The sequence below is a fragment of the Agromyces sp. GXQ0307 genome (assembly GCF_044769845.1).
Classification (GTDB): Bacteria; Actinomycetota; Actinomycetes; order Actinomycetales; family Microbacteriaceae; genus Agromyces.
In genome coordinates this window covers 501,479-523,802 of sequence record NZ_JBIZVY010000003.1, presented here as the reverse complement: position 1 = coordinate 523,802, position 22,324 = coordinate 501,479, and the positions used below count along the sequence as shown (strand labels likewise).

Sequence of the window (22,324 nt, the reverse complement as noted above, 5' to 3'; positions counted from 1 at the left end):
GTCCCCGTGATCGCGGATGTACTGTCCGAAGCAAGTGCACGCATGCAGAAGGCCGTGGAGGTCGCCAAGGACGACTTCGCCTCCGTCCGCACCGGCCGCGCCAACCCGCAGCTCTTCCAGAAGATCATGGTGAGCTACTACGGCACCCCGACGCCGCTCGCCCAGCTCGCCTCGCTCGCGAATCCCGAGGCGCGCACGCTCGTGGTGACGCCGTACGACAAGTCCGCGATGAAGGACATCGAGCAGGCGATCCGCGACACGCCCAACCTCGGTGCGAACCCGTCGAACGACGGGAACATCATCCGCGTCACGCTGCCCGAGCTCACGGAGGAACGCCGCAAGGAGTTCGTCAAGATCGTGCGCTCGAAGGCGGAGGATGCTCGGGTGTCCGTCCGCAACATCCGTCGCAAGGCGAAGGACGACCTCGAGGCGCTGAAGGGCGAGGTCGGCGACGATGAGGTGGTGCGCGGCGAGAAGGAGCTCGAGCACGTCACCAAGTCCCATGTCGACCAGATCGACGAGGCGCTGAAGCGCAAGGAAGCCGAACTCCTCGAGGTCTGAGGGGTCAGACCATGACGGGCGTCCCTGATGGGGAACGGTCGGACGCCGACGACCAGCGGCATTCGACGCGCGACGAGCTCCGCGCGCAGATGCACGCGCGGCGCGTCGACCTCGAGCGCCAGTTCGAGGCATCCCGCGCTCAGTTCGACGAGGCCCAGGAGCGCATCAACGCGCGAACCGGTCGGAACCTGCTCCTCGCCATCCTGATCGGCCTGGCGTTCGGCGGAACCCTGCTGCTCAGCCTCCTGGTGTTCAAGGAGCTGTTCATGGTGTTCGCGGTCGTCGTGGCCGGGTTCTCCAGCTCCGAGCTCGCGGCGGCGCTGAAGCACGGCGGGTACCGGGTGCCGCGGATCCCGACCGTGATCGCGGCGGTCGTCGCCGTGCCCGTCGCGTACTACGGCGGGCCGGCCGGACAGTTCGTCGCGGTCCTCGGCGGGATGGCGCTGGTGGTGCTCTGGCGGCTCGCCGAGCAGGCTTCCGCCCGCGTTCGCGCCGAGACATCGGGACTGGTGCGCGATCTCGGCGCCGGCGTGTTCGTGCAGGGCTACGTCACGTTCCTCGCCACGTTCGCGGTGGTGCTCACGGCAGCCGACGGCGGGCAGTGGTGGACGCTCGCGTTCATCATCACCGCCGTCGCCGCGGACACCGGGGCGTACGCATCGGGCCTGGCGTTCGGGCGACACCCGATGGCGCCGGTCATCAGCCCGAAGAAGACCTGGGAGGGATTCGCGGGCGGCGCGCTCGCGAGCCTGCTCGCGGGCGTCCTGCTCGCACTGTTCATGCTCGGGCAGCCCTGGTGGTTCGGTCTGCTCTTCGGCGCCGCCATCTTCCTCTCGGCGACCCTCGGCGACCTCGCCGAGTCGCTCATCAAGCGCGACCTCGGCATCAAGGACATGAGCTCGTGGCTGCCGGGCCACGGCGGATTCCTCGACCGGCTCGACTCGATCCTCCCGTCGGCGGCCGTCGCGTTCGCCGCGTTCCAGATCTTCTCGTGACCGTGCGCGATGAACCGTCGCGCGTGCGCGATACTGGTGCGGTGGATGCCACGTTCCCCCGGGCCCGCAGGAACCAGCTGGGCTACAAGACCGCCGAGGTCGAGGATTTCCTCCAACGCGCCCGTCGCGCGTACGACGGTCGCCCCGACCCCGACGACCAGGGCCTCGACGCCGAGCGGATCCGGCTGACCGCGTTCTCGATGCAGAAGGGCGGGTACTCGACCTCCCACGTCGACGCGGCCATGGAGCGGCTGGAGGACGCCTTCGCGTTCCGGGAGCGGCAGATCGCCTCGCGGCTGCACGGCGACGAGGCCTGGCTCGCCGAGGCCCGCACGACCGCGCAGGTGGTGGCGAACCGTCTCGCCCGGCCCGAGGGCGCCCGATTCGAGCGCGTGAGCTGGCTGGCCGTCGGCTACGACGTGCACGAGGTCGACGCGTTCGCCGACCGGCTCACGCGGTACTTCCGCGACGGATGGCCGGTCGCGATCGACGACGTCCGCGCCGTCGTGTTCTCAGCCCAGCGCGGCGGGTACCGGGAGGCGCAGGTCGACCTCGTCCTCGATGCCGTCGTCGACGTGATGCTCGCGGTCCGGTGAGCGGGCCGGCGTTCGACCGGGGGGAGTCCCTCCGTTACACTCGACCAATCGTGGGCAGGCATTCGGACGAGTACGACGACGTGCCGATGGATGCCGTCCGGGAACGGTGGGCCCGCGACGACGCGGCGGCGTCGCTGCGACCTCGTCCGCACGACGCGGCACGCCGGGATCGCGCCGCGTCCGGGTTCGATGCCCGTCCCGCCGCCCCGCGCGAGCGGCCCGCACCGGCTCGAGCCACCGATCGGCGAAGCGTCGCCGGCCCGGTCAAGCAGGCGGCGACCGTGGTGTTCGCGTTCGCGGCGTCCGTCGGATTCCTGCTCGTCAACGTCGTCGACCCGTACTCGGGTGCGACGGCCACCTCCACGTACGTCCCGGTCGACCGCTTCGGCGGCGAGGCCGCGCAGGAGGTCGAGCTCGCCGACGGCTACTCCTCGGTCGCGGTGGCCTCCGAGGGGTACGTCGTCGAGGCGAAGCCCGACGAGCCGGAGGCGGCGGCCGCCGGCTGGGCGCCGCCCGCGGTGGTGCCCGATCCGGGCAGCGCGCAGGCCTACGGTGCTCAGGCCGTGGCCGCGCGCGGTTGGCCGACGACCGAGTTCGACTGCCTCGTCGCGCTGTGGAACAAGGAATCCGGATGGCGCGTCAACGCGTACAACGCCTCGAGCGGGGCCTACGGCATCCCGCAGGCGCTTCCTGGCTCGAAGATGGCCACCGCCGGCGCCGACTGGGAGACCAACGCGGGCACCCAGATCGAGTGGGGTCTCGGCTACATCCAGGGCCGCTACGGCACGCCCTGCGGCGCTTGGGCGCACTCGCAGAGCGTTGGCTGGTACTGAGCCCGATCCCCGAGTCCGACGCCGACCCTAGACTGGACCGATGGCCCGTTCGCACCGCTCCCGTGGTCGCGCCGCGAAGGCGCGCGAGCCGCATCCGGAGCTCGATGTCGCTCGGATGACGGCGGGCTGGCGGCGCACCGAGGTGCGCGCCGGGCGGGAATGGAACGTGCAGCCGGTGTCCGAGGCGCAGGCCGTGAAGGCCTACCTCTGCCCGGGGTGCGGGCTCGAGATCGACCCCGGTGTCGCGCACCTCGTGGCCTGGCGTGCCGACGGCGTCCTGGGCGACGCGGCCGACCTGGCCTCGCGGCGACACTGGCACACCCACTGCTGGAGGATCGGACCGACGTGACCGACGACACCATGATCGAGATCCGCGCCGGGGCGCTGCTGCCTGCGCGCCGCGAGGAGATCGAACTCCGAACCGATGACGGGCTCCGCCTCGTCGGCGAACTCGCGACGCCGATCGATCGACCCCCGGCGGCGACGCTCGTGACCCTGCACCCCCTGCCGACCGCCGGCGGCTTCATGGATTCGCACATCCTGCGCAAGGCCTCAGCGCGGCTGCCCGCGATCGCCGACCTGGCGGTGCTCCGGTTCAACACGCGCGGCACCAGCTCGGTGCGCGGCACGAGCGAGGGCGAGTTCGGCCACGGCGTCAGCGAGCGAGCGGATGTCGCGGCCGCGATGCGCTTCGTCGCGGAGCGGGGGCTGCCGAACCCGTGGCTCGTCGGTTGGTCGTTCGGAACCGAGTTGGCGCTCAAGTACGGCCTCGAGCACGGCATCGCGGGTGCGATCCTGCTCTCCCCGCCACTGCACCGCACGACCGACGAGGAGCTCGCGCGCTGGCGCTCCGCGCCGGTGCCCGTCGTGGCCCTGATCCCGGAGCACGACGACTACCTGAAGCCCGCTGAGGCGGCCGTCAGGTTCGCCGGACTGCCGAACCTGACGCGCATCGACGTCGAGGGCGGCAAGCACCTGTGGGTCGGTGAGTCGCAGACGCGGCGCGTACTGGACGAGATCGTCCGCGCGGTGAACCCCGGTGCGCTGCCGTTGCCCACCGAGTGGCCGGCGGCATCCGTCTCGACCCCCGAGGGCTGACGCGCCCCGGGCGCGCTTCGCGCCGCCCGCTCGGCCGTCGGCCGGCTGCGAATCGGCCTCAGCGTTCGTTCTGGCGCGGGATGACGACCTGCTTGATGATGAGCAGGATCGCCGCGGCGATCGGGATCGCGACGAGCGCACCGAGGATGCCCAGCAGCGCGCCGCCTGCGAGTGCCGCGACGACCACGAGCGCGCCGGGCACCTTGACCGCTCGACTCATGATGCGCGGCGAGAGCACGTACGCCTCGACCTGCATGTAGACGAGGTAGTAGATCGCCGCCACGAGCGCGGTGAGCGGCGACCCGAGGCCGGGGATGAGGCAGAGGAGCACGATGATCACGGATCCCGTGAGCGTGCCCACGAGCGGCACGAGCGAGAACAGGAACGCGATGAAGGCGAGGACGGCCGGGAACGGCGCCTGGATGATCGAGAGGAACGCGAAGCTCAGGAAGCCGTTGACGGCCGCGAGGGAGACCTGCCCGATGACGTAGCGGCCGACGGATTGCGTGATCTGCTCCGTCAGGTCGGCGAACCGTGCGCGACGCGAGGCGGGGATCAGCTGATAGGTGGCCCGCTTCATCGCGTCGAGCGACGCCGTGAAGTAGATCGTGAGGACCGCGACCACGATCACCGCGAACACGCCGCCGCCGATCGCGATCGCGACGGCCCACACGCCGCCGAGCAGTTCGCTCAGCCGGTTCGGGTTGGTGAAGAAGTCGGTGAGGGCGGCGCCCGCCTGCTGGCTGATCTCCTCGATGAGGAGCAGCGGGAACTGCTCCTGCAACCACGCGATCCAGTCGACGCGGTTGATCTGCGCGACGATCCCCGGGATCTGGGCGATCAGTTCGGCGACCTGGTCGACGATGATCGGGATCACCGCGATGAGGAGCGCGGCGACGACGGCGGCGACCCCCGCGATGACGAGCAGGATGGCGGCCCAACGGGGAAGCCCCCGGCGCTCGAGCCCGCTCACGGCGGGCTCGAGGCCGAGGGCCAGGAACAGTGCTGCTCCGATGTAGGTGAGGATCGTCGACAGGCTCGACACGGCGGACAGGATGAGGAGTCCGGTGCCGACGCCGAGCGTGCCGACGAGCGCGATGCGGAACGCGTTCTGGATCTTCAATCCCCGCGCTCCTTCGTCTCGCGCTACTTGTTCGCCACCTGCTCCGCCTGGGTCAGCACGCCGCGCAGGCTCTCGAAGTAGCCGGCGACGGCGTCTCGCTCGATCCTAATCTGGGCGAGGCGGTCCTCGGCGTCCGCCACGAGGGCGCGCGTGCGCTCCTCGGCGTCGGCGATGAGCTTGCGAGCCTGCGAGTGCGCCGCGGCGACGCGCTCGCGTGCCTCCTCGTCGGCCTTGTCGCGCGCGTCGGCGATCTCGGTCCGTGCCTCGGTCTCGAGGCGCTCGGCCTCGGCGCGAGCCTCCGCGGTCCGGGCGACGGCCTCGGCGAGCTCGGCGTTGGCGTCGTCGAGGAACTTCTTCGTCTGGTCGGCGGCCTCCTGCTGCGCGGCGAGGAGCTCCTGCTCGGCCTCGTCGCGCTTGGTCGCGAGCTCGGCCTCGAGGTCCATGCGCGCGCGCTCGATCTCACGACGCATGCGGTCGACCTCGTGGGTCGTCTTCTTCTTCATGGAGGTCAGCTGGTTGTCGAGGTCGATCCGGGCCTGCTCCGCCTCGGCCTCGAAGTCGGCGCGTGCCTGCTCCTGCTCGAGGGCGAGGTCGGCGCGCATCTGCTCGAGCTCCGCCGCGTGCTTGGCGCGGATGCGGTCGAGCTCGTGCTGCAGCTTGAGGCGGGCGGTCTCCGTCTCGCGCTCGAGGTCGACCGAGACCTGCTCGCGCTCTTGGGCGAGCTTGACGCGCTCCGCCTCGAGCTCGCGGTCGAGGTCGGTGCGTGCCTGCTCGAGCTCGTGCTCGAGCACCGCGCGGCGCTCCGCGATCTCGGCGTCGAGCGCGGCGCGCGCCTCGGCGGTCTCGCGCTCGAGGTCGAGACGTGCCTGCTCGGTCTCCTTGGCCAGGTCGATGCGGGCCTGCTCGGTCTCCTTGGCGAGCTCCGCGCGCTTCTGGTCGAGCTCCACCGCGACCTCTGCACGGGTCTGCTCGGTCTCCTCCTGGAGCCCGGCGGCCGCGGCGCGCGCCTCGTTCGCCTCGGTGTTGGCGGCCACGAGCATCTCCGCGGCCTTGCGCTCGGCCTCGGCGACGACGGCGGCCGACTCGCGCTTCGCGGTCGCGCGAGCCTCGGCCGCCTCGGTCGATGCGGTACCGCGGATCGTCGCCGCGTCGCGGTTGGCGTCGTCCCGGACCTGCTCGCTCGACTCGTGCGCTCGGGCGACCATGTCGTCGGCCTCGGCGCGGGCGTTCTCGAGCAGGCGGTTCGCCTGCGCGCGCGCCTCGCTCAGCGTCCGCTCCGCGAGCTCGTGCGCGTCGGAGCGCATGAGGTGCGCCTCGTCCTCGGCCGCACGACGGAGCTTCTCCGCGTCGATGTCGGCCTGGGCGATCAGGCGCGTCGACTGCTCCTCTGCGACGCGCAGGGTGTTCTCGAGCTTCGTGCCGAGACCCGAGAACGTCGGGCTGCCGACCTCTTCGAGTTCGGCGGTGAGCTCCTCGATGCGAGCGAGAAGGCGCTTGTTCTCCTTCTGCACATCGCCCGACGCGTTGTTCGCCGAGATGATCTCGCGGCGGAGCTGGTTGATGCTGCGGTCGACCTCGTCCTTGTCGTATCCGCGGAACACCTGCGTGAACTCGGTCTCTTCGACGGCCAATTCTTCCTCCGGGGTCCGTGTCCCGCGTTGTGGGGGGTTGTGGGGGCGCGCGGGTCGCCTCCGATCATACGACCCGCCGCAGCTGGGATGGGGTCCGATGTCACCCAGAGATCGGTTAGGAGACTCCCAGACTGCGTCGCTAGTGTGGGGTGTCTTTGTCGGATGCCGCCGCGGGCGGCCTGGAGGTAACCCGAGTGCGCTTCGTCCTCGCCATTCTGGCGTTCGCTGCTGCCGCCGTGCTGGTCGGCATCGGCATCGCCCAACGAACCGTCCTCCTCGAGCCCGACAAGGTCTCACTCGGAACGGTGGTCGAGAACCAGGCGAGCTACACGATCCTCACGCCGGAGGCGCTCGCCGCGAACCCGGGGAAGCAGACCATCACGGTGTCCGGCGGCGGCCCGGTGCACCTCGCCTACGGGCGCACCGATGACGTCCTGAGCTGGATCGGCGAGGACCCGTACGTGTCGGTCGGCTACGACGGCGAGGCCGGCGAGCTCACGAGCGAGGTGGTCGTCGCGCAGCCCGTCGACGACAACACCCCCGCGGCTCCTCCGACCGACGAGCCCGAGGCCGATGAGGAGTCCGAGGCCACCGAGGCGGAGCCCGACCCCGCCGCATCGCCGGTCGGCAGCGACCTGTGGCTCGACGAGTTCACCGGTGACCGCACGCTCACGACGACGGTCGACGTCCCCGAGGGGATCACGGTCCTCATCTCGTCCGACGGCACCGCGCCCGCGCCGGGTCGCATCGTCATGGCGTGGCCGCTCGACAACGCCACCCCGTGGGCCGGGCCGCTGATCGCCGGCGGCGCCCTGCTGTTCATCGTCGGCATCGTCCTCGTCATCTCGGGCGTGCTCGCGCACCGACGATCGCGCGGGCCCCGGCGGAACCTCCCGAAGGGTCCGAAGGGAAAGCTCATGCGCGCGCCCCGTCCGCCGCGATCGCAGCGGTCCGCGCTGGGCTCCGCCGGTCCGAGCCGCTCGGCCGGGCGCGCGAAGCGCGTCGTGCTGCTGCCGGTGCTGCTCGTGCCCGCCATCGCGCTGTCGGCGTGCTCCTCGGACTACTGGCCCGACCTGTCCGCGGCGCCCGAGACGACCGCCCCGGCCACGCCCGTCGAGACCGCGCCCGAGGGCGACGGCGAAGCGGTCGAGCCGGCGGAGCCGGAGGCACCGGCGGTCGTTCCCGCGGTGACGGTCCCGCAGATGGAGCGCATCATGCGCCGGATCGCGGTCTTCACGACCGAGGTCGATGCCGACGCCGACGCGCAGCGACTCGCCGAACGTTTCACCGGTCCCGCCTACGAGGCGAGGAAGGCGAACTACGCGATCCGCAAGTCCCTGCCCGATCAGGCCTCGCTCCCCGCGATCCCCGCCGCGCCGCTCACGCTGACCCTGCCGCAGCAGGCGACCGGATGGCCGCGGACCGTGCTCACGATCGCGAAGAACAACGACGACGAGACGGTCGCCCCGACGGCCCTGGTCCTCCGTCAGGAGTCCCCGCGCGAGAACTACAAGGTGCTGTACGCGACGGCGCTCGTGCCCGACGCCGACGTGCCCGAGGTCGCCCCGGCATCCATCGGCGCCCCGCCCATCAACCCGGAGTTCAAGGGCCTCGTGATGCCGACGGGGCAGGTCGCCCCGGCCTACGCCGACGTGCTCCTGAAGGGCGACGAGTCCGAGTTCGCGCAGTTCTTCGACCCCGAGGGCGATGTCATCCGGCAGCAGCTCGGCGTCGAGGGACAGAAGGCCATCGCCGACGACCTCCCCGACACGGCCGACGTCGCATTCTCCAACGCACCGGGCGACAGCCCGACCGTCGCGCTCGCGACGAACGACTCCGGCGCACTCGTCACGGTCTCGATCACGCAGACCGAGAAGGTCACGCCGAACGACGGCGGCACCATCGGCTTCAAGGAGGGCCAGCCCGGCGCTGCGCTCTCCGGCTTCGACGAGAAGAGCGCCAAGGGCGTGCAGCGCGTCATCGGCATCCAGCTCATGTTCTACGTGCCCGCGGTCGGATCCGAGGAGCAGATCCGCCTGCTGGGCTGGTCCGAATCCCTGATCGGCGCATCGGAGGTCAAGTGACGAACGCATTCCCGCCCCACGAGCCCGCGAGCCTGCGCGGCGCGGTCGATCTCTCCTCGCTCGTGCATCGCGACGAGCGTCGGGCGACGGATGCCCCGGGCGGGACTCCCGCCGAGGGCGGCGCGACCGGCTACGTCGCCGCGGTCGACGACCAGAGTTTCGGCCAGGTGCTCGAGCTCTCGCGCTCGGTGCCCGTCGTGCTCGCGCTCTGGGCGTCGTGGAGCGAGCAGTCCACCCAGCTCGTCGCCTCGCTCGAGCGGCTCGTGAACGCCCGCGAGGGTCGACTCGTGCTCGCCCCCGCCGACGCCGACCGCAGTCCGCAGCTCGTGCAGGCGCTGCAGGCGCAGGCGATCCCGACGGTGGTCGCCCTCGTCGCCGGCCAGCCGGTTCCGCTGTTCCAGGGCGTGCAGCCCGACGACGTCATCGACCAGGTGTTCGACCAGTTGCTCGAGGTCGCCGAGCGCAACGGCGTCACCGGGCGCGTGCCCGCGGCCGATGCCGAGGGGTCCGGTGAAGGTGCGCCCGAGGAACCCGTCGAGGAGCCGCTCCCGCCACTGCACCAGGAGGCGTTCGACGCGATCAGCCGTGGCGACTACGCCGCGGCGGCATCCGCGTACCGCACCGCGATCGCGCAGGACCCGCGCGACGACCTCGCCGTGGCCGGGCTCGCCCAGGCGAACCTCCTCGGGCGCCTGCAGGGCAAGACCCTCGACGAGATACGGAATCGCGCGGCGACCGCCCCGGCCGACCTCGACGCCCAGCTCGACGTCGCCGACCTCGACCTCTCGGGCGGGCACGTCGACGACGCGTTCGACCGGCTGCTCGAGCTCTTCCCGACGCTCGACGGCGACGGGAGGAACCGCGTCCGCGAGCGGCTGCTCGAGCTGTTCCAGGTGGTCGGCGTCGAGGACCCGCGCGTCGCGGCGGCGCGCCGCCGGCTCGCGATGCTGCTCTACTAGGACCGGTGCGCGCCGGCCGCGGCGCTGCTACCCGTCCGCCGGGGTGAACCAGAGCGCGCCCAGCGGCGGCAGCGTGAACACGGCCGACGCGGGCTTGCCCGCCCACGGCTCGTCGGTCGCGTCGACCCCGCCGAGGTTGCCCACGCCGGAACCGCCGAACTCCGCGGCATCCGTGTTCAGCACCTCGCGCCAGCGGCCCGCGAGGGGCAGGCCCAGGCGGACACCCTCGTGCGGGTTGCCCGCGAAGTTGACGATGCACAACAGGGGTCGGCGATTCCGGTCGTAGCGGAGGAACGCGATCACGTTCATGTCGGCCGCCCCGCCCTCGACCCAGTCGAAGCCCGCCGAGTCGTCGTCGAGTTGCCAGAGTGCGGGCGTCTCGGCGTAGGTGCGGTTGAGTCGACCCACGAGTTCCGCGAGCTGGCGGTGGCTCGGCTGGTCGAGGATCCACCAGTCGAGGCCGCGCTCCTCGCTCCACTCGGAGAGCTGCCCGAACTCCTGGCCCATGAACAGCAGCTGCTTGCCGGGGTGCGCCCACATGTAGGCGAGGTACGCGCGCGTGTTCGCCAGTTGCTGCCAGTGGTCGCCGGGCATCTTGCGCACGAGCGAACCCTTGCCGTGCACGACCTCGTCGTGGCTGATCGGCAGGATGAAGTGCTCGCTGAACGTGTACAGGAACGAGAACGTGAGCTCGCCGTGGTGGTGCGAGCGGTACATCGGGTCGCGCTGGATGTACTGCAGGGTGTCGTGCATCCACCCCATGTTCCACTTGTAGCCGAAGCCGAGCCCTCCGGAGGACGTCGTCGCGGTGACGCCCGGCCACGACGTCGACTCCTCGGCGATCATCACGATGCCCGGGTTGCGCTTGTACGCGGTCGCGGTGGCCTCCTGGAGGAAGCCGATGGCCTCGAGGTGCTCACGGCCGCCGTACCAGTTCGGCAGCCATTCGCCGTCCTCGCGCGAGTAGTCGAGGTAGAGCATGGATGCCACGGCGTCGACGCGCAGGCCGTCGACGTGCATCTCCTCCAGCCAGAAGAGCGCGTTGGCGACGAGGAAGTTCCGCACGCGCGGGTTGCCGTAGTCGAAGACGAGCGTGCCCCAGTCCTTCTGCTCGCCGCGGCGCGGGTCGGGGTGCTCGTACAGCGGCTCGCCGTCGAAGCGCGCGAGCGCCCACTCGTCCTTCGGGAAGTGGCCGGGCACCCAGTCCATGATCACGCCGATTCCGGCTCGGTGCAGGCGATCGATGAGGTACTTCAGGTCGTCGGGTGAACCGAACCGGCTCGTGATCGCGTAGTAGCCGGTGACCTGGTAGCCCCAGGATCCGCCGAACGGGTGCTCGGCCAGCGGCAGGAACTCGACGTGGGTGTAGCCGAGCCACTGGAGGTACTCGATCAGTTCGTCCGCGATGTCGCGGTACCCCTTGCCGGGTCGCCACGAGCCGAGGTGGAGTTCGTAGATGCTCATCGGCAGCTCGTGCGGGTTGCGATGCGCGCGCCCCGACATCCACTCGCCGTCGGCCCATTCGTGCTCGCTCGCGGCCACGACCGACGCGGTCGCCGGGGCGACCTCGGCGCGGCGCGCCATCGGGTCGGCCTTCATCAGCCACTCACCCGACTGCGCGAGGATCTCGAACTTGTACGCGGCACCCGGTTCGACGTCGGGCACGAAGAGCTCCCAGACGCCGCTGGAGCCCATGTTCCGCATGGCGTGGCCGAGGCCGTCCCAGCGGTTGAAGTCGCCGACGACGCGCACGGCCCGGGCGCGCGGGGCCCAGACCGTGAACGAGACGCCGCGCAGCGGTCCGGTGATCGACGGGAACTCGCGGTGGTGTGCGCCGAGCACGGTCCACAGCTCCTCGTGCCGGCCCTCCTCGATGAGGTGCAGGTCGAGCTCGCCGATCGTCGGCGCATAGCGGTAGGGGTCGTCGGCGATCCACTCGCTGCCGTCGTCGTAGCGCGCGCGCACGCGGTAGCCGGTCGGGCCGAACGTGCCGGCGCCCGCCCAGACACCGTGGCCGACGTGGGCGAGCGCGAGTTCGCCGCTGTCGTCGAGCAGTGCGGTGACGGATGCCGCGAGCGGTCGTCGAACACGGATCACGGTGTGCGCGGCGCCGTCGCCCGCCGCCTCGAAGCCGTGCTGGCCAAGCACCTGGTGCGGGTCGTGGTGGCGCCCCTCCGCGATGGCGAGGAGGAGGTCGTCGGGGACCGACGGTGCCTGGACGGGGGTCGTGTCGGTCATTCCGCGCCTCGAATCACTCGGAGGATGTGCACCGGCTGCGTGAACGCGTCCAGTCGCACGTAGTTGTGCTCGCCCCACTCCCAGCGGTCGCCGGTCACGAGGTCCTCGACCTCGAACGTGCCGCCCTCGGGCAGGTCGATGGCCGGGAGGTCGAGGTGCACGGTGGTCTCTCGCACGGAGTGCGGATCGACGTTGGCGACGACGAGGATCGTGTCGTGGTCGTCGGGGCCGTGCCCCTCGATGAAGCGGCCCTCGAGGTGCTTGGAGTACACGAGCACCGAGTCGTCGTCGCTGTAGTGGAAGCGGATGTTCCGGAGCTGCCCGAGGGCGGGGTGGTCCGCGCGGATGCGGTTGAGGATCCCGAGGTAGAGGGCCAACGACCGGCCGTCCGCCTCGGCCTTCGCGAAGTCGCGCGGCTTGTACTCGTACTTCTCGTTGTCGATCGCCTCTTCGGCGCCCGGGCGGGCGACGGACTCGAACAACTCGAAGCCCGAGTACACACCCCACGTCGCACCGGCGGTCGCGGCGATCGTCGCCCGTACGGTGAATGCGGCCGGCCCGCCGAACTGCAGGTACTCGGTGAGGATGTCGGGCGTGTTCACGAACAGGTTCGGCCGCATGAAGTCGGCCGTCTCCTGCGAGACGCTCGTGAGGAACTCCTCGAGTTCGGCCTTGGTGTTGCGCCAGGTGAAGTAGGAGTACGACTGCTGGAAGCCGACCATGGCGAGCGCCTGCATCATGGCCGGGCGCGTGAAGGCCTCGGCGAGGAACACGACGTCGGGGTCGGTCGCGTTGATGTCGCCGATGAGCCGCTCCCAGAACGCGAGGGGCTTGGTGTGCGGGTTGTCGACGCGGAAGATGCGCACGCCCTGCTTCATCCAGTGCCGAACGATCCGGGTCACCTCGGCGACGAGGCCCTCGAAGTCGTCGTCGAAGTTGATCGGGTAGATGTCCTGGTACTTCTTCGGCGGGTTCTCGGCGTACGCGATCGTGCCGTCGGGCAGGGTCGTGAACCACTCGGGGTGCTCGGTCACCCACGGGTGGTCGGGGGAGGCCTGGAGCGCGAGGTCGAGTGCGATCTCGATGCCGAGCGCCGCGGCCCGGCGCACGAACGCGCGGAAGTCGGCGAGCGTGCCGAGGTCGGGGTGGACCGCGTCGTGGCCGCCGGTCGCGGCGCCGATCGCCCACGGCGAGCCCGGGTCGAACGGGCCGGGCGTCAGCGTGTTGTTGGGACCCTTCCGGAACGCGAACCCGATCGGGTGAATCGGCGGCAGGTAGACCACGTCGAAGCCCATCGCCGCGACGCCGTCGAGCCGGCGCTGCGCGGTGCGGAACGTGCCCGACCGCCAGGAGCCGTCCTTCTTCAGCTGGCGTGCTCCTTCCGAGCGCGGGAAGAACTCGTACCACGAGCCCACGCCGGCGCGCCGCCGCTCGACGAGGATCTCGTGCTCCTCCGAGTCGGTGGTGAGCCGCGCGAGCGGTCGGGAGCGGAACTCCTCGAGCACCGGGTCCTCGAGCAGGGCGCGACGGGCGGATGCCGCGGCCTCCGTGTCGCGGAGTGCCGCGGCGTACGCCTTCAGGCGCTTGCGCACGGCCGCGGGGCGGCCCGCCTCCTTCGCGGCGCGCTCGGCGAGGCGCGCGCCGATCTCGTACATGAGCTCGACGTCGACGCCGGCGTCGATCTTCACCTCGGCGTCGTGCACCCACGTGCCGACCTCGTCGCCGAAGCCGGTCACGCGCCAGCGCCATGTGCCGAGCTCGTCGAGCCGGACCTTCGCCTCCCAGCCGTCGGTGCCCGCCGCGAGCGCCGTCATGCGGTGCCGCTGCTTCACGCCCGACGGGCTCGTGAGCACGAGCATCGCGCCGACCAGGTCGTGTCCCTCACGGAACACCGTGGCGCGGAAGGGGACCACCTCCCCGGAGAACGCCTTCGGATTCCATCGCGGATCGGGCAGGGCGGGCGTGAGCCGGGTCACGGGGATCCGGCCGGCTCGGACTGGGCGGCTCGTCACGTTCCGACCGTAGCGCGGATGCCGCTCGATCGACACCGGGTTGCGCGGTGCTGCGCCCCGCGGCGCCGTGCCGTTCGTTCATCTCTCGGACACACGGTGCTGCGTAGGGTTGACCCCGTGAAGCCGATCCGCAAGTTCACCGTCCGCGCCGTCGTCCCGCCGCAGCTCGGCGCGCTCGAAGAGCTCGCCGCGAACCTCCGCTGGTCGTGGCACGAGCCCACGCGACGCCTGTTCGAGCACATCGATCCGGTCGGCTGGCGCCGGTCGGGGCGCGACCCGATCGCGTTCCTGGGCGATGTCGAGGCCCGCCGTCTCGATGAGCTCGCGGCCGACGATGGCTTCATCGGCTGGGCCGAGCGCGAGCGCGACGAGCTCCGCGCCTACGTGTCGGAACCGCGCTGGTACCAGTCGCTCGGCGCGGACACGCCGAGGACGGTGGCGTACTTCTCGCCGGAGTTCGGCATCACCGAGGCGCTGCCGCAGTACTCGGGCGGACTCGGCATCCTCGCCGGCGACCACTTGAAGGCCGCGTCCGACCTGGGGGTGCCGCTCGTCGCGGTCGGCCTGTTCTACAAGGCCGGCTACTTCTCGCAGGCGATCGCGCCCGACGGCTGGCAGCAGGAGCGCTACCCGGCTCTCGATCCCGACGGGCTGCCGCTCTCGGTGCTGCGCCGCGCCGACGGCACACCGGTGCAGGTCACCCTCGCCGTCCCCGGCGGGCGCAGCCTGCATGCCCGGGTCTGGCAGGCCGCCGTCGGACGAGTGCCGCTGCTGCTGCTCGACACCGACATCCCCGCGAACGACGACGACCTCCGGCAGGTCACCGATCGGCTGTACGGCGGCGGCGGTGAGCACCGGCTCCAGCAGGAGCTGCTGCTCGGCATCGGCGGCGTGCGCGCGCTCCGCGCGTGGAGCGGACTCACCGGCCGGCACTTCCCCGACGTGTTCCACATGAACGAGGGGCACGCCGGTTTCCTCGGCCTCGAACGCATCTCGGCGTGCATCGGCGACGGGCTCTCGTTCGCCGAGGCGCTCCAGCTCGTCCGCGCCGGGACCGTCTTCACGACCCACACGCCGGTCCCCGCCGGCATCGACCGGTTCGACCGTGCGCTCGTCGCGAGCTACCTCGAGTCGGGGCTGCTGCCCGGCATCGACCCCGCCGACGCGCTCCCACTCGGCCTCGAACCGGGCGTGCCGGCGGAGGACAGCGCGTTCAACATGGCGATGATGGGGCTCCGCCTCGCGCAGCGTGCGAACGGGGTGTCGAAGCTCCACGGCGAGGTCAGCCGACGCATGTTCGGCGACCTGTGGCCGGGCTTCGACGCCGACGACGTGCCGATCACCTCGGTCACCAACGGCGTGCACGCACCGACGTGGACCGACCCGGCCCTGCTCGCGCTCGCCGAGGAGCGGCTCGGCACCGGCGACACCGAGCACGCCGACTGGCTGAGTGCCGCGGTCAGCGACGCCGAGCTCTGGGGCGTGAAGCGCGGCATGCGCCTGCAGCTCGTCGAGGATGCCCGTCGCCGCCTCGCGAACGCGTGGGCCGAGCAGCACGGCGGCGCCGTCGCGCCCGACTGGGTGCGCCGCGTGCTCGATCCCGACGTGCTCACGATCGGCTTCGCGCGCCGCGTCCCGACGTACAAGCGGCTGACGCTCATGCTGCAGGATCCGGAGCGCTTCGCGGCGATCCTCACGAACCCCGACCGCCCGGTGCAGTTCGTGATCGCCGGAAAGGCGCACCCGGCCGACGAGGAGGGCAAGCGCCTGATCCAGCGCCTCGTGCAGTTCGCCCAACGACCCGAACTCCGCGAGCGCATCGTGTTCCTGCCCGACTACGACATCGGCATGGCCCAGCTGCTCTACCCCGGGTGCGATGTCTGGATGAACAACCCGCTGCGTCCGCTCGAGGCCTGCGGCACGTCGGGCATGAAGGCGGCCATGAACGGCGCCCTGAACCTGTCGATCCTCGACGGGTGGTGGGCCGAGTACGCCGCCGACGATCACGGTTGGGTGATCCCGACGGCGGATGCCGCGGGCGACCAGGCCGAGCGGGATCGGCTCGAGGCATCCGCCCTCTACGACCTCATCGAGCACCGCATCACGCGGCTGTTCTACGACCGCGACCGCGACGGCGTGCCGACCGAGTGGATGGGGCGCGTGCGCCGCACGCTCGCGCACCTCTCGCCCGAGCTCGGCGCCGACCGCATGGTTCGTGAGTACGTCGAGCGGCTGTACCGCCCGGCGGCCGAGCACGCCACCATGGTCGGGGCGGACGGGGCGAAGCCCGCGCGCGAGCTCGCCGCGTGGGGCGCGCGCGTGCGCGCCGCCTGGCCGGGCGTGCAGGTCGCGCACGTCGAGTCGGGCGGGCTCGAGTCGACGCCGCACGTCGGCGACGAGCTGCACCTGCGTGCGCACGTCGCGCTCGGCGCGCTGACGGAGGCCGATGTCTCGGTCGAGGTCGTCTACGGCCACTCGCACGGCGACGACCGCATCGACGACGCGCGCGTCGCCGAGCTCGTGCCCGACGGGGCGTCGACGACGGATGCCGCGACCTGCGTGTACACCGGCACCGTCACGCTCGACCGGGCCGGCGCGTTCGGGTACACCGTGCGGGTCGTGCCGCGGCATCCGCTGCTCGTGTCGCCGGCCGAGCTGGGCCTCGTCGCGTCCGCGGGCTGATCCCGGCAGACGCGTCCGGCCGTTCGTCGGACGAATCGATCGGCGCGCCGACGAGCGGACGGCGTGTCGCCCGGTTCGTCCGACAACCGGACGGTCGTCCGGGCGGTGCGCCGGGTCAGCGCCCCCGGGCGATCGGCGCGTAGCGGCCGGAGGTGACCGCGAGGAGGTCGTCGGGCGCGAGTTCGAGGTCGAGGCCGCGGCGCCCGCCCGAGACGAGGACCGTGTCGAAGAGGATCGCGGTCTCGTCGAGCACGGTCGGCAGGGCGACCTTCTGGCCGATCGGGCTGATGCCGCCGACCACGTAGCCGGTCTTGCGTTCGGCGACGGCGGGGTCGGCCATCTCGGCGCGCCGGCCGCCGAGCGCCGCGGCGAGCGCCTTGAGGTCGAGCTGGTCGGCGACGGGGACGATGCCCACCGCCAGCGCCCCATCGACGTTCGCGAGCAGGGTCTTGAAGACGCGCTCGGGTTCGATGCCGAGCTTCTCCGCGGCCTCGAGGCCGTACGCGGCGGCGCGCGGGTCGTGCTCGTAGGGATGCGCGGTGAAGCGGATGCCTGCTCGCGTCAGCAGGGCGGTCGCGGGCGTGCCGGCCGAGGCATCCGCTCGCCTCGCCATCAGGCCGGCTCCTCGGCCGCCGCACCTCCGGCGTCGCCCGCACCGACCTCGGGCGCATCGGCGCGGCGACCGTCGTCCGCGACGTCGGCCTCGTCGGCACCCGCGCCGAGCGAGCCCGCCGCGGCATCCACCAGCACCGGTGCCGGCTCGCCCGACGCGCGGAAGAGGCGCATCGACTGCGCCGCCATCGTCAGGCGCGTGCCCGGCTCGTGGCGTGCCCCGAGCTCGTCGCCCGGCTCGTCGACCGCCGAGTCCCACAGCAGTTCGTAGTCCTCGACGCCCGGATGCGCGGGCAGCAGCACGTCGGCGGTCGTCTCCGAAGCGTGCACGACGAGCAGGATGCGGTTGAACCCCTCGAACTCCGGCGTCGAGGCCGCGAGGAACTGCAGGGTCCGCTGCGAGGGGTCGTGCCAGTGCTCGATCGTCATGGTCTCGCCGTCGGCGTTGTACCAGTCCATCTGCGACGCGCTCGGCACGTGCTCGCCGAAGCGCCCGTAGTGGACCGGACGCAGGGCCGGATGCTCGCGGCGCAGCCGCAGCAGGTGCCGCGTGGTCGCCTCGAGCGCGGCATCCCGATCGACGGGCGACCACACGAGCCAGGTCAGCTCGGAGTCGTGGCAGTACGCGTTGTTGTTGCCGCGCTGGCTGCGCCCGTACTCGTCGCCCGCGGTGAGCATGGGCACGCCCGCCGAGAGCAGCAGGGTTCCGAGCAGGTTCCGGATGCTCCGCCGGCGCGCCGCGATGACCTCCGCGTCGTCCGTGGGGCCCTCCACGCCGTGGTTGTACGAGTTGTTGTGATCGGCGCCGTCGCGGTTGTGCTCGCCGTTGCCGAGGTTGTGCTTGACGTCGTAGGCAGTGAGGTCGGCGAGCGTGAAGCCGTCGTGCGCCGTGATGAAGTTGAGGCTCGCGAGCGGCCCGCGCTCCGCGGCGAACGAGTTCGACGACCCCGCGAGGCGGGTCGCGAAACGCCCGATGCCGCTGCCGGGCTCGCCGAGGCGCTCGCGGCGGAGGTCGCCGAGCCAGAAGTCGCGCATGCGATCGCGGTAGCGGTCGTTCCACTCGCTGAAGCCCGGCGCGAAGTTGCCGGTCTGCCAGCCGAACGGCCCGACGTCCCATGGTTCGGCGATGAGCTTGCCCGCGCCGATCACGGGGTCGGCGAGCATCGCCCGCAGCAGCGGGTGGTCGGGGGAGTAGGCGCCCAGCGCGTCGCGACCGAGCGTGGCGGCGAGGTCGAGGCGGAAGCCGTCGACCTGGAGTTCGTCGGCCCAGTACCGCAGCGAGTCGAGCACGAGGCGGACGGGCGCGTCGTGGCCGAAGTCGAGCGTGTTGCCGCACCCCGTCGTGTCGACGTAGCGTCCGTGCGCATCGTGACGGTAGTACGCGGCGTTGTCGATGCCGCGGAAGCTGTACGTGGGTCCCTGCCGACCCTCTTCGGCGGTGTGGTTGTAGACCACGTCGAGCACGACCTCGAGCCCCGCCTCGTGCAGGCGCTTGACCATGCCGGCGAATTCCCGCCGCACGGCGGCGGGCCCCCGGGCCTGCGCCTCGGCGCTCGCGTACGGCGCGTGCGGCGCGAAGAATCCGAGCGTGTTGTAGCCCCAGTAGTTGACCTGCCCCTGGCGGACCAGTCGCTCCTCGGCGACGAACGCCTGCACCGGCAGCAGTTCGACGGTCGTGACGCCGAGCCCGGTGAGGTACTCGAGCGATGCGTCGTGCGCGAGCCCGGCGTACGTGCCCCGGAGCGCCTCCGGGATGCGGTCGTTGAGCCGGCTGAACCCCTTCGGGTGCGCCTCGTAGATCACGGTGTGGTCGAGCGGCACGCGGGGCTTGCCGACGCCGCCCCAGTCGAAGCCCTCGGACGCGAGCGAGTCGAGCACGATGCCGCGCCAGGAGCCGTCGGCCGCCGGTTGGAGTCCGCGGGCCCACGGATCGAGCAGCGTGTGCGCCGGGTTGTAGGCGTGCTCGAGACCCGGCGGCCCGTCGACGCGCAGCCCGTAGCGCGCGCCGGGCACCAGGGCGTCGGATGACGCCTGCCACACGCCGTGCTCGTCGCGTTCGAGCGGCACGCGCTCGACGGCCCAGTCCAGGTCCTCGGCGCCGAAGACCTCGAGGTCCACGGAGGTGGCGTGCTCGGACCAGACGCGGATCGTGCCGCCGCCCGGTCCGGTGCGCACGCCCAGGTCGCGGAGCGGGTCGGCCGGAGACATGCGAACTACAGTAGTTCGTGGGGAACCGGTTCCCGGTCAGGAGGTGCTCGATGCCCCGCCCCGACCCCGTCTACCTCGATCACGCCGCCACGACGCCGCTCCGAGCCGAGGCGATCGACGCGATCACGAACGCGCTGCGCCTCGTCGGCAACCCCTCGTCGATCCACAGCGCGGGCCAGCACGCGAAGCGGCTCCTCGAGGAATCGCGCGAGCAGGTCGCCGCGACGCTCGGGGCCGACCCCATCGAGGTCGTCTTCACCGGCAGCGGCACCGAGGCGGTGAACCTCGCGATCAAGGGCCTCTTCTGGCGACGCCGGGCCGAGGCGTCCGCCCGACGCATCCTGCTGCCCGGCGGGGAGCACCACGCCACGATCGACACGGTCGAGTGGCTCGCCGCCATGGAGGGCGCCGACGTCGTCGAGCTGCCGCTCGACGGGCTCGGACGGCTTCGGATCGACGCGCTCGCCGCGGAGCTCGCGCGGGACGCGGCATCCGTCGCCCTCGTCACGATGCTCTGGGCGAACAACGAGGTCGGCACGATCGAGCCGGTGCGCGAGGCGGCCGAGCTCTGCGCGCGGGCTGGCGTGCCGCTGCACGTCGACGCGATCGCCGCGTACGGGCACGTGCCGATCGACCTGCACGCGATCCGCCGCGAGACCGCGGCACCCGCGGGCGCGGGCCTCGTGGCGATCAGCGTGTCGGCGCACAAGGTCGGCGGGCCGGTCGGCATCGGCGCGCTCGTGCTCGACCGCACGACGCGCCTCGAGCCGCTCCTGCACGGCGGGGGGCAGCAGCGACGCATCCGGTCGGGAACGCAGGACGTCGCGGCGGCGGCCGGGTTCGCCGCGGCGGCACTCGCGACGTCCTCGCAGGCGGCCGCCGAGGACGAACGGATGGCGCGCCTGCGCGATCGGTTGGTGGCGGGGGTCGCGGCGTCCGTGCCCGACGCGCGCCTCTCGGGCGATGCCGAGCGCGCGGGACGGCTGCCCGGCAACGCGCACTTCTCCTTCCCCGGCTGCGAGGGCGATTCGCTCCTGTTCCTGCTGGACGCCGCCGGCGTCGCGGTGTCGACGGGGTCGGCCTGCCAGGCCGGCGTCCCCGAGCCCTCCCACGTGCTGCTCGCGATGGGTCGCACGGAGGCCGAGGCGCGCGGCGCGCTGCGGATCACCCTCGGCGCGTCGACGACGGACGCGGACGTCGACGCGTTCCTCGCGGCGCTGCCCGGCGCGGTCGAGCGCGCCGCTCGCGCCGGCATGGCGGACCGCGTCACGAGCTTCGACCGCTGACCGTGGGAGTGCCTTTTTCAGGAGTTTTTCGGCGTGTCGCCGGATTCGTCGGCGTTTCTTCCTGAGAAATGTGCGGATCGGCGGATTCCTCCTGAGAAACGGACGAGACGGGCGGGGAGGAGCGGATCCAGCGAGGGCGCAGGGAGGGGTTCGTAGACTGGGGGCATGCGAGTCCTGGCAGCGATGAGCGGCGGCGTCGACAGCGCCGTCGCGGCCGCGCGCGCCGTCGAGGCCGGCCACGACGTCGTCGGGGTGCACCTCGCGCTCAGCCGCATGCCCGGCACGCTCCGCACCGGCAGCCGCGGCTGCTGCACGATCGAGGACTCGATGGACGCCCAGCGCGCCGCGAACGTCCTCGGCATCCCGTACTACGTGTGGGACTTCTCCGAGCGGTTCAAGGCCGACGTCGTCGACGACTTCATCGCCGAGTACGCCGCCGGCCGCACCCCGAATCCGTGCATGCGATGCAACGAGCGCATCAAGTTCGCCGCGCTCCTCGAGAAGGCGCTCGCGCTCGGCTTCGACGCCGTCGCCACGGGGCACTACGCGAAGATCACGACGGATGCCGCGGGCCGCCGCGAGCTCCACCGCGCGAGCGCGGAGGCGAAGGACCAGTCGTACGTGCTCGGCGTGCTCACGGCGGAGCAGCTCGCGCACGCGTACTTCCCGCTCGGTGACACGCCGTCGAAGCAGCTCGTCCGCGAGGAGGCCGCGCGCCGCGGCCTGTCGGTCGCGCAGAAGCCCGACTCGTACGACATCTGCTTCATCTCCGACGGCGACACGAAGGGCTGGCTCGCCGAGAAGGTCGGCACCGCGCCGGGCGACATCGTCGATCGGTCGGGCGCCGTCGTCGGCGGGCACGACGGCGCGCACGCGTACACGGTCGGCCAGCGTCGCGGGCTGCGGCTCGGCACGCCCGCTGCCGACGGCAAGCCGCGGTTCGTGCTGGAGGTGCGCCCGAAGGAGCGGACCGTGGTCGTCGGCCCGAAGGAGGCGCTCGCGGTCGCCGAGATCGCCGGTTCGCGGTTCTCGTGGGCGGGCGCCGACCCCGTGGGATCCGGCCTCGTCGCCGCCGACGGCGACGTCTTCGAGTGCGAGGTGCAGATCAGGGCGCACGCCGACCCGGTGGCCGCGGTCGCGAGGGTGGGCTCGGATGCCTCGGGCACGGCCGAGCTCGTGATCACGCCCGTCACGCCGCTCGACGGCGTCGCGCCGGGACAGACGGCGGTCGTGTACGTCGGCACGCGCGTGCTCGGCCAGTGCACGATCGACCGCACTGTGAGCGCGGTCCCGGTCGACGTCTGATCCGGGACCGATCTCCGTCAGGGGGTCGACTCGCGTACGCGCGCCGAGGCGGCGGCCACGCAGGTCCGCGGTCCGCGCGTCCGCCTGAGCGCCTGCTGGAC

Annotated in this window: 17 protein-coding genes; 11 read left to right on the top strand and 6 right to left on the bottom strand. The window is 71.9% G+C overall.

The window, feature by feature from the left end:
• The first annotated feature begins 6 nt into the window (after positions 1-6).
• The 6 genes from frr to ACIQH8_RS12450 are packed head-to-tail and all read left to right on the top strand — an operon-like array spanning position 7 to position 4,083.
• Complete coding sequence (frr, locus tag ACIQH8_RS12475; RefSeq protein ID WP_353814308.1) at positions 7-561, top strand: ribosome recycling factor; 555 nt, start codon at positions 7-9, stop codon at positions 559-561.
• An 11-nt stretch (positions 562-572) separates the two neighbouring features.
• A complete protein-coding gene (locus ACIQH8_RS12470) occupies positions 573-1,556 on the top strand; it encodes a phosphatidate cytidylyltransferase (RefSeq protein WP_400999073.1) in 984 nt (327 codons plus the stop codon).
• 41 nt (positions 1,557-1,597) lie between these two features.
• Complete coding sequence (locus ACIQH8_RS12465) at positions 1,598-2,152, top strand: DivIVA domain-containing protein (protein WP_400999071.1); 555 nt, start codon at positions 1,598-1,600, stop codon at positions 2,150-2,152.
• Between the two features lie 50 nt (positions 2,153-2,202).
• Positions 2,203-2,985: a lytic transglycosylase domain-containing protein gene (locus tag ACIQH8_RS12460; protein ID WP_400999069.1), complete on the top strand. Its 783-nt coding sequence runs from the start codon at positions 2,203-2,205 to the stop codon at positions 2,983-2,985.
• A gap of 40 nt (positions 2,986-3,025) precedes the next feature.
• Positions 3,026-3,334, top strand: a complete 309-nt coding sequence (locus ACIQH8_RS12455) for a hypothetical protein (RefSeq protein WP_195760732.1) — start codon at positions 3,026-3,028, stop codon at positions 3,332-3,334.
• An 11-nt stretch (positions 3,335-3,345) separates the two neighbouring features.
• The gene (locus ACIQH8_RS12450) at positions 3,346-4,083 is read left to right on the top strand and encodes an alpha/beta hydrolase (protein WP_400999823.1); all 738 of its coding nucleotides are present in this window, start codon (positions 3,346-3,348) and stop codon (positions 4,081-4,083) included.
• 58 nt (positions 4,084-4,141) lie between these two features.
• On the opposite strand, the gene ACIQH8_RS12445 is transcribed toward ACIQH8_RS12450, so the two are convergent.
• Positions 4,142-5,206, bottom strand: a complete 1,065-nt coding sequence (locus ACIQH8_RS12445) for an AI-2E family transporter (protein WP_400999066.1) — start codon at positions 5,204-5,206, stop codon at positions 4,142-4,144.
• A gap of 23 nt (positions 5,207-5,229) precedes the next feature.
• Positions 5,230-6,837 carry a DivIVA domain-containing protein gene (locus ACIQH8_RS12440; protein WP_400999064.1) on the bottom strand — a complete coding sequence of 536 codons (1,608 nt, stop codon included), beginning with the start codon at positions 6,835-6,837 and terminating at the stop codon, positions 5,230-5,232.
• 194 nt (positions 6,838-7,031) lie between these two features.
• On the opposite strand from ACIQH8_RS12440, the gene ACIQH8_RS12435 reads away from it, so the two are divergent.
• Together ACIQH8_RS12435 and ACIQH8_RS12430 are read left to right on the top strand one after the other, a co-directional pair.
• Complete coding sequence (locus ACIQH8_RS12435; protein ID WP_400999062.1) at positions 7,032-8,921, top strand: hypothetical protein; 1,890 nt, start codon at positions 7,032-7,034, stop codon at positions 8,919-8,921.
• Positions 8,918-9,880, top strand: coding sequence for a co-chaperone YbbN (locus ACIQH8_RS12430; RefSeq protein ID WP_400999060.1), 963 nt, complete (start codon positions 8,918-8,920; stop codon positions 9,878-9,880). The genes ACIQH8_RS12435 and ACIQH8_RS12430 overlap by 4 nt, the downstream gene beginning before the upstream one ends.
• A gap of 27 nt (positions 9,881-9,907) precedes the next feature.
• Here the strand turns inward: ACIQH8_RS12430 and glgB are convergent, their stop codons facing one another.
• Both glgB and ACIQH8_RS12420 read right to left on the bottom strand, forming a co-directional pair.
• Positions 9,908-12,118: a 1,4-alpha-glucan branching protein GlgB gene (glgB, locus tag ACIQH8_RS12425; protein ID WP_400999058.1), complete on the bottom strand. Its 2,211-nt coding sequence runs from the start codon at positions 12,116-12,118 to the stop codon at positions 9,908-9,910.
• Complete coding sequence (locus ACIQH8_RS12420) at positions 12,115-14,130, bottom strand: maltotransferase domain-containing protein (RefSeq protein ID WP_400999057.1); 2,016 nt, start codon at positions 14,128-14,130, stop codon at positions 12,115-12,117. Before ACIQH8_RS12420 ends, glgB begins: the two co-directional genes overlap by 4 nt.
• Before the next feature lie 117 nt (positions 14,131-14,247).
• Here ACIQH8_RS12420 and glgP point away from each other — a divergent pair, with 117 nt between their 5' ends.
• A complete protein-coding gene (gene glgP / locus ACIQH8_RS12415) occupies positions 14,248-16,812 on the top strand; it encodes an alpha-glucan family phosphorylase (protein ID WP_400999055.1) in 2,565 nt (854 codons plus the stop codon).
• A gap of 115 nt (positions 16,813-16,927) precedes the next feature.
• Here glgP and ybaK read toward each other — a convergent pair whose 3' ends face one another.
• Positions 16,928-17,425 carry a Cys-tRNA(Pro) deacylase gene (ybaK, locus tag ACIQH8_RS12410; protein ID WP_400999053.1) on the bottom strand — a complete coding sequence of 166 codons (498 nt, stop codon included), beginning with the start codon at positions 17,423-17,425 and terminating at the stop codon, positions 16,928-16,930.
• Positions 17,425-19,632 carry a glycogen debranching protein GlgX gene (glgX, locus tag ACIQH8_RS12405; protein WP_400999051.1) on the bottom strand — a complete coding sequence of 736 codons (2,208 nt, stop codon included), beginning with the start codon at positions 19,630-19,632 and terminating at the stop codon, positions 17,425-17,427. The genes ybaK and glgX overlap by 1 nt, the downstream gene beginning before the upstream one ends.
• A 50-nt stretch (positions 19,633-19,682) precedes the next feature.
• Here glgX and ACIQH8_RS12400 point away from each other — a divergent pair, with 50 nt between their 5' ends.
• Positions 19,683-20,918 (top strand): cysteine desulfurase family protein, encoded by a 1,236-nt coding sequence (locus ACIQH8_RS12400; protein ID WP_400999049.1) that lies wholly within the window; start codon positions 19,683-19,685, stop codon positions 20,916-20,918.
• A gap of 165 nt (positions 20,919-21,083) precedes the next feature.
• Complete coding sequence (gene mnmA, locus ACIQH8_RS12395) at positions 21,084-22,223, top strand: tRNA 2-thiouridine(34) synthase MnmA (RefSeq protein WP_400999046.1); 1,140 nt, start codon at positions 21,084-21,086, stop codon at positions 22,221-22,223.
• The last annotated feature ends 101 nt before the right edge of the window (positions 22,224-22,324 follow it).